The sequence below is a fragment of the Paenibacillus peoriae KCTC 3763 genome (genome assembly GCF_000236805.1).
GTDB lineage: Bacteria > Bacillota > Bacilli > Paenibacillales > Paenibacillaceae > Paenibacillus > Paenibacillus peoriae.
In genome coordinates, this window is sequence record NZ_AGFX01000017.1 from 1 (window position 1) to 6311 (window position 6311).

The 6311-nt window shown below is 47.2% G+C and carries 4 protein-coding genes, 21 tRNA genes and 1 rRNA gene; 3 read left to right on the forward strand and 23 right to left on the reverse strand.

Going from position 1 to position 6311, the window contains the following annotated elements; translation table 11 throughout:
• Nucleotides 1-612: 612 nt before the first annotated feature.
• The gene (locus tag KQI_RS0110775) at nucleotides 613-1353 is read right to left on the reverse strand and encodes a Crp/Fnr family transcriptional regulator (protein WP_010346782.1); all 741 of its coding nucleotides are present in this window, start codon (nucleotides 1351-1353) and stop codon (nucleotides 613-615) included.
• Nucleotides 1354-1650: 297 nt separating this feature from the next.
• Here KQI_RS0110775 and KQI_RS0110780 point away from each other — a divergent pair, with 297 nt between their 5' ends.
• From KQI_RS0110780 to KQI_RS0110790, 3 genes are all read left to right on the forward strand, one after another.
• Nucleotides 1651-2103 (forward strand): GAF domain-containing protein, encoded by a 453-nt coding sequence (locus tag KQI_RS0110780; protein ID WP_010346783.1) that lies wholly within the window; start codon nucleotides 1651-1653, stop codon nucleotides 2101-2103.
• A 141-nt stretch (nucleotides 2104-2244) separates the two neighbouring features.
• Nucleotides 2245-2898: a response regulator gene (locus KQI_RS0110785; RefSeq protein WP_010346784.1), complete on the forward strand. Its 654-nt coding sequence runs from the start codon at nucleotides 2245-2247 to the stop codon at nucleotides 2896-2898.
• Nucleotides 2891-3994 carry a PAS domain-containing sensor histidine kinase gene (locus KQI_RS0110790; RefSeq protein WP_010346785.1) on the forward strand — a complete coding sequence of 368 codons (1104 nt, stop codon included), beginning with the start codon at nucleotides 2891-2893 and terminating at the stop codon, nucleotides 3992-3994. Before KQI_RS0110785 ends, KQI_RS0110790 begins: the two co-directional genes overlap by 8 nt.
• A gap of 200 nt (nucleotides 3995-4194) precedes the next feature.
• Here the strand turns inward: KQI_RS0110790 and KQI_RS0110795 are convergent.
• The 22 genes from KQI_RS0110795 to rrf all read right to left on the reverse strand — a co-directional run bounded on the left by KQI_RS0110795 (nucleotide 4195) and on the right by rrf (nucleotide 6303).
• Nucleotides 4195-4265: transfer RNA gene (locus tag KQI_RS0110795), tRNA-Gly, on the reverse strand.
• A 9-nt stretch (nucleotides 4266-4274) separates the two neighbouring features.
• Nucleotides 4275-4348, reverse strand: a tRNA-Pro gene (locus KQI_RS0110800).
• Between the two features lie 21 nt (nucleotides 4349-4369).
• Nucleotides 4370-4446: transfer RNA gene (locus KQI_RS0110805), tRNA-Arg, on the reverse strand.
• A 25-nt stretch (nucleotides 4447-4471) separates the two neighbouring features.
• A tRNA-Cys gene (locus KQI_RS0110810) sits at nucleotides 4472-4543 on the reverse strand.
• 10 nt (nucleotides 4544-4553) lie between these two features.
• A tRNA-Gly gene (locus tag KQI_RS0110815) sits at nucleotides 4554-4628 on the reverse strand.
• 6 nt (nucleotides 4629-4634) lie between these two features.
• A tRNA-Leu gene (locus tag KQI_RS0110820) sits at nucleotides 4635-4722 on the reverse strand.
• A gap of 14 nt (nucleotides 4723-4736) precedes the next feature.
• Nucleotides 4737-4812: transfer RNA gene (locus KQI_RS0110825), tRNA-Lys, on the reverse strand.
• Between the two features lie 4 nt (nucleotides 4813-4816).
• A tRNA-Gln gene (locus KQI_RS0110830) sits at nucleotides 4817-4891 on the reverse strand.
• A gap of 15 nt (nucleotides 4892-4906) precedes the next feature.
• A tRNA-His gene (locus KQI_RS0110835) sits at nucleotides 4907-4979 on the reverse strand.
• Between the two features lie 19 nt (nucleotides 4980-4998).
• Nucleotides 4999-5084, reverse strand: a tRNA-Tyr gene (locus tag KQI_RS0110840).
• 4 nt (nucleotides 5085-5088) lie between these two features.
• A tRNA-Thr gene (locus tag KQI_RS0110845) sits at nucleotides 5089-5164 on the reverse strand.
• 25 nt (nucleotides 5165-5189) lie between these two features.
• A tRNA-Phe gene (locus KQI_RS0110850) sits at nucleotides 5190-5262 on the reverse strand.
• A 36-nt stretch (nucleotides 5263-5298) separates the two neighbouring features.
• Nucleotides 5299-5375, reverse strand: a tRNA-Asp gene (locus KQI_RS0110855).
• A gap of 25 nt (nucleotides 5376-5400) precedes the next feature.
• Nucleotides 5401-5474 (reverse strand) — tRNA-Met (locus KQI_RS0110860).
• A gap of 31 nt (nucleotides 5475-5505) precedes the next feature.
• A tRNA-Val gene (locus tag KQI_RS0110865) sits at nucleotides 5506-5581 on the reverse strand.
• Nucleotides 5582-5587: 6 nt separating this feature from the next.
• Nucleotides 5588-5659, reverse strand: a tRNA-Glu gene (locus KQI_RS0110870).
• Nucleotides 5660-5690: 31 nt separating this feature from the next.
• A tRNA-Ser gene (locus tag KQI_RS0110875) sits at nucleotides 5691-5782 on the reverse strand.
• 3 nt (nucleotides 5783-5785) lie between these two features.
• Nucleotides 5786-5859: transfer RNA gene (locus tag KQI_RS0110880), tRNA-Met, on the reverse strand.
• A 34-nt stretch (nucleotides 5860-5893) separates the two neighbouring features.
• A tRNA-Asn gene (locus KQI_RS0110885) sits at nucleotides 5894-5969 on the reverse strand.
• A 4-nt stretch (nucleotides 5970-5973) separates the two neighbouring features.
• Nucleotides 5974-6049: transfer RNA gene (locus KQI_RS0110890), tRNA-Ala, on the reverse strand.
• Between the two features lie 24 nt (nucleotides 6050-6073).
• Nucleotides 6074-6150: transfer RNA gene (locus tag KQI_RS0110895), tRNA-Ile, on the reverse strand.
• Nucleotides 6151-6186: 36 nt separating this feature from the next.
• A 5S ribosomal RNA gene (rrf, locus tag KQI_RS0110900) occupies nucleotides 6187-6303 on the reverse strand.
• Nucleotides 6304-6311 lie beyond the last annotated feature (8 nt).

Below are 6311 nucleotides of genomic sequence, written 5' to 3' on the forward strand. Positions count from 1 at the left end.
AGAGCGATTAGCTCATTTTGAAACACGAGATAAAATATCTCATTGTTGATTTTGCGAACAAAATCATTACTCACTCGTTGTTCAGTTTTCAAAGATCAAACATTCATTTCTTTTTCGCCGCGTTTTTCAGCAGCTATAAGATCATACCATGTTCGTTTCAAAAATGCAAGGGTTATTTTCTTTCTTTTCATCAAAATCATTAGCCCTTGTTTTCATTTCCGAAATTGCTGTTTTGTTGTCAGCTAAAATAGTGTATCATCTTCAGCAAGTGAAATCAACTTGTAAATAATCCCTATTTTCAAAGGCTAAAATTATTCAACCTTTCACTCAGCCAAATTCGACTGGAATGTTACTTTAACACGCCTGGTTGATAAAATCTATATGTATTTAGTTCCAAGTATGTCTACCTCAACTGGGTGCTCTAGTTATGGACCTGTGATCCAACTCAGGCTGCTCTTACTGACATCAGTGAAAAATCCATAAGAGTTTTGCTATCCGGCGTTGATTACCACTTTTATTATCCATGTTATTCAATCGCCATAAGTTCAGATTGTCAGGAGACATGAAGCAAGGCGGGTCCCAGAGACTCCGCCTTATTTATATTCATCTGTTTTAGAGTCGGCAAATCTCATGGGCACATTGGCCGTACGAAGGGCAGCAGCACATGGCACGCAATACATTGAGATCATGGATGACGATTTTTCCATCTCGTGTATCCAGAGTTCCCTGCTCCTTCAGCGAGCTTAGCATTCGGTTTACACTCTCCCGTGTCGCTCCAATCATCTCACCCAGCTCGGAGTGACTCAGCTTCATATTCAGTAAAATGCCATCCTTCACTGCTACCCCGCATGTGTTGCTCGCACGAATCAGTGTAGACGCCAACGCCCCTGCTTTACCATACAACAGCAAATCCCGAAACCGCGATTGCATAATTCGTTGCTTCATCGCCATCCATTGGATGAACTGAAGTGCCATCTCTCCATTTTTGGACAGGAGCAACTCCAAATCCTTAACAAGCACGACACCCAGTTCGCACGCATCGGCTGTTTCTGCAGTGCAACTATACTCTTCCCCATCTATCCCGCTGAATTCCCCGATCAGATCGCCCTGATGCTGAATGGTCAAAATCAATTCTTTACCATCTTCTGTCGACTTACGAAGTTTTACATGACCCGAATGGATATAATAAAGCTGTTCCGCATCATCGCCCTCTCGGAAAAGCATAACGCCTGCCTTTACCTTCTTCCAAGACATAACTTCTTTCAACTGTTCAAAATACTCCTCCGTCAAAAAAAGCTGAATCCCCGTGCGCTCCGTCTCGTCCCCAAACCGTTCCATACAAGTGGCTTGCATGTTAGCGTCCTCCTCGTGTTTACCTGATATGTATATCATAACGGTTTGACACATGGGTTGTTATCGGGAGAACACCTGATTTTGTACCTTCCTACTCCCTGATTTGCTGTGATAAATATCACTTCTCAGGCAGGCCAGCGCCTTATTTATCGGCTTTCATCCTACTCATTTCCCCGTCTTATGAAAAGTCAGTGTTTCCTCCGCCTATAGATCAGGGGGTTCCCTGACTTACTTTTGTAACTGTCGGAACTACAATAATTAGAGCTACAATTTGTTAAGAAAAAGGATGTGTCTTCTATGCTACAAATAACGGATGAAATGCGAAAAGAACTGAACCAGTTAAGGGATCGCATCTATGGAGATCTCACTGCCCTTGCATTCATGTCCAAATCAGGAGGCGGTAAGTTACATTGGTATTACGTCTCTGGCAGCCGAAGCAATCGTTATCGTCTTATTTCTTTTAAAGTGGGACACGGCATTGCCGGGCTGGCGGTTCGTCTGGGACGTACCGTGACTGTTAGTGCTTTGTTGCCTGGCAGCATACGTCTGCGCCAGGAATGTGCGCTGATGCTGGCTGAACAGCTTCATTCTGCTATAGCTATTCCCTTTTCCAGCACAGGTAATTTACCGAACGGAGTGCTGCTTTTTGGTAACCGCTATGTAAGAACGTTCACCGATTCCGAGGTAGCCGAGGCAACTCAAGTCGCTCAGCGGCTTGGTGAGCTATGTGCTCACCCCTCTACTTCATAAGCCTCTTCATACTTTTGTAGATAACAACAAATATTTGCTGAATATGGACATACCCAACTGACTATATTGATTGAAATCCCTAAAATTTGCTATGATTATGACAAAACGCACGGTTTTTTTACCGTTCGAGGGGATGACAAATTGATTCGTATACTTGTAGTGGATGATCATGTTGTCGTACGTTCCGGCCTCATGGCCCTATTGGACGGCAAAAACGGCATTAAGGTGGTAGGAGATGCTGCAGACGGTGATGAGGCGATCCGCAAGGCGGTGGAGCTGCAACCAAATGTGGTGCTCATGGATTTTAGCATGCCACCTGGCAAAGACGGTCTAACAGCAACCACTGAATTAAAAAAACAGTTGCCTGATACTGAAGTTCTTATCCTAACGATGCATGACGATGAGGAATACCTATTCCGGGCCATTCAGGCCGGGGCATCAGGATACATTTTAAAAAGTGCACCTCACGAGGAATTACTCGCAGCCATTCAGTCTGTGGCCGAAGGCAGCGCCTATCTGTACCCAAATGCGACCAAACGACTGATGAGTGAATATCTGGACAAGATCAACAAGGAAGGCATTGCCGGACCCTATGAGTCCCTTTCCGAGCGTGAAAAGGAAATTCTGTCATGGATAGCGAAAGGATATGCCAATAAGGAAATTGCCGAGCACCTGGTGATTAGCGTCAAAACCGTAGAGTCCCACAAAAGCAATCTTATGGAGAAGCTTAACTTAAGAACACGGCCCGAGCTGGTCAAGTTTGCACTTAAAAAGGGGCTGCTGCACTATGAATGAATCTTCTAATCCTTTACTGCAGCACGCTTTTGGTGAGTCGGCTGATAAGTTACTAAATGATTTGGGAGCTTATATTCCGGAGTCCCCTTTTCTCCATGAACTGCGTAACTCACTTCACCAGCTATCCAACCTGAAACTTGCATTAGATACTTCCTCCATCGTTGCTTTGACTGATCATCGTGGCATTATTCAGTACGTGAACGACAAGTTCTGTGAGATTTCGCAGTACAGTCGTGAAGAACTGATCGGTCAGGATCACCGCCTCATTAATTCAGGCTACCATACACCCGCGTTCATGAAAAACCTGTGGACCACCATACGCTCAGGCCAGGTATGGCAAGGAGAAATACGCAATCGGGCTAAGGATAACAGCTATTACTGGGTGAATACCACAATCGTTCCGTTCATGGACGAGGAGGGCAAACCCTATCAGTATTTAGCGATCCGTAATGAGGTCACTAAGCTGAAGAAAGTCGAGGCTGAGCTTCAGACGATGATGACGCAAGTAATGCAAATTCAGGAGGAAGAACGCAAACGTTTTTCAAGAGAATTGCATGATGGGATCGGACAAAGCTTGTTTTCTCTAATTATTCAACTAGATAGCCAACTTGCTGAACAGCCTAGTCCTGTTCTGGAAAATCTGCGTTCACAGGTAACCGACATCATTAAAGACGTCCGTGGACTAGCATGGGAACTACGTCCCTCAGTTCTGGATGATTTGGGTGTTGTACCAGCCATACGAACCTATATTGAAAACTTTTGCTCGCATTACGGCATTGAGGTCCATTTTCAGTGTAACCTGCGTAAACGCCTTGATATCCGTAAGGAAATAGCTATTTATCGGATTGTACAGGAAGCATTGACGAATGTAGCCAAGTATGCAGACGTAGCAGAAGCACATGTCGACGTAAAAGATCAGGGTGAAACCATACAAGTGTGCGTCTGGGATGAGGGGATCGGATTCTCTGAAGAATCCCAAGGAGAGGGCGTTGGACTATTTAGTATGGAAGAACGAGCTAGAGGAGTAGGAGGATATATGAGCATGACCTCCGTACCAGAGCAAGGAACCTCCATCCAGCTCACCATTCCCGTGTAAAATCGGCCGTTGGATCGCAATCGGTGTATATCCACAAACTTGTTTGCGAGATATGCACCAGATAGCGCAAATCCTCAATATTCATCATATCGTTATATTAGAGAATATAATATAAAAAAAGAGAGAGCACTGTCCCCAGACAGGCTCTCTTTATTTATAAGGTGTCACCACTGAGGCAACAAGAATCCGCTATAGCAAAAAGCGGGTGATGGGAATCGAACCCACGCTACCAGCTTGGAAGGCTGGAGTTCTACCATTGAACTACACCCGCAAATCAGTATCGGGATGACACGATTTGAACATGCGACCCCCTGGTCCCAAACCAGGTGCTCTACCAAGCTGAGCTACATCCCGACATTATACATTTTTAAGAAGTGGCGCGCCCTGAGAGATTCGAACTCCCGGCCTTTTGATTCGTAGTCAAACGCTCTATCCAGCTGAGCTAAGGGCGCATATTGTAATCCATAATGAGTGTTAAGGCGCCACCCAGATTTGAACTGGGGAATGAAGCTTTTGCAGAGCTTTGCCTTACCACTTGGCTATGGCGCCGTATGGATAATGGAGCGGACGACGGGAATCGAACCCGCGACCCTCGCCTTGGCAAGGCGATGCTCTACCGCTGAGCCACGTCCGCAAAATATGGTGCGGTCGAGAGGACTCGAACCTCCACGGGGGGTTAGCCCACACGGACCTGAACCGTGCGCGTCTGCCAATTCCGCCACGACCGCAAAATAATTATAAATGGTGAGCCATGAAGGACTCGAACCTTCGACACCCTGATTAAAAGTCAGGTGCTCTACCAACTGAGCTAATGGCTCTTAATGGCTGGGGATATAGGATTTGAACCTATGCATGACGGAGTCAAAGTCCGTTGCCTTACCGCTTGGCTAATCCCCATTAGTAAGAATAAAGGGCGGCCGATGGGGCTTGAACCCACGAATGCCGGAGTCACAGTCCGGTGCGTTAACCACTTCGCCACGACCGCCATATGATTAAGAAAAGACTGGTGGAGGATGATGGATTCGAACCACCGAACCCGTAAGGGAGCAGATTTACAGTCTGATGCGTTTGGCCACTTCGCTAATCCTCCAAAATGGTGCCGGCGAGAGGACTTGAACCCCCAACCTACTGATTACAAGTCAGTTGCTCTACCAATTGAGCTACACCGGCACATTACTCATTCCCACTTGAAAGGTGGCTCGGGACGGAATCGAACCGCCGACACGAGGATTTTCAGTCCTCTGCTCTACCGACTGAGCTACCGAGCCATATTATGTTGTACTACTAAATTATACATACTAGAATGGCGGAACTGACGGGATTCGAACCCGCGATCTCCTGCGTGACAGGCAGGCATGTTAGGCCTCTACACCACAGTTCCAGAGGCATTTCCATCAGGAAATTAATTGCGGGGGCAGGATTTGAACCTACGACCTTCGGGTTATGAGCCCGACGAGCTACCGAACTGCTCCACCCCGCGATAGTAAAAGGGATTTCTTTTAAATTATCAATGGTGGAGGCTGAGGGGATCGAACCCCCGACCCTCTGCTTGTAAGGCAGATGCTCTCCCAGCTGAGCTAAGCCTCCATATTATGACCCGTAGGGGATTCGAACCCCTGTTACCTCCGTGAAAGGGAGGTGTCTTAACCCCTTGACCAACGGGCCTTATAAAATAAGTTCTGAATTTTTAAAAGTGTGGCGGAGAGAGAGGGATTCGAACCCTCGCACCACTTTCGCAGTCTAACCCCTTAGCAGAGGGTCCCCTTATAGCCACTTGGGTATCTCTCCGAGTAGCGGCAGAGGGGATCGAACCCCCGACCTCACGGGTATGAACCGTACGCTCTAGCCAGCTGAGCTACGCCGCCACCTTATATATACAAGTCGAAAATATTCAAAATATGGCTCCCCGAACAGGACTCGAACCTGTGACAACTCGATTAACAGTCGAGTGCTCTACCAACTGAGCTATCAGGGAATATTGGTGGAGCCAAGCGGGATCGAACCGCTGACCTCCTGCGTGCAAGGCAGGCGCTCTCCCAGCTGAGCTATGGCCCCAATCATGTTGTATTAATTAAGAAATGGTGGGCCTTAGTGGACTCGAACCACCGACCTCACCCTTATCAGGGGTGCGCTCTAACCAGCTGAGCTAAAGGCCCTAATATGTACAGCTTTATTATCCTCTAAAGGACATCGCTTGGCGGCGTCCTACTCTCCCAGGACCCTGCGGTCCAAGTACCATCGGCGCTGGAGGGCTTAACGGTCGTGTTCGGGATGGGTACGTGTGGAACCCCTCCGCTATCGCCACCAAACATGAATT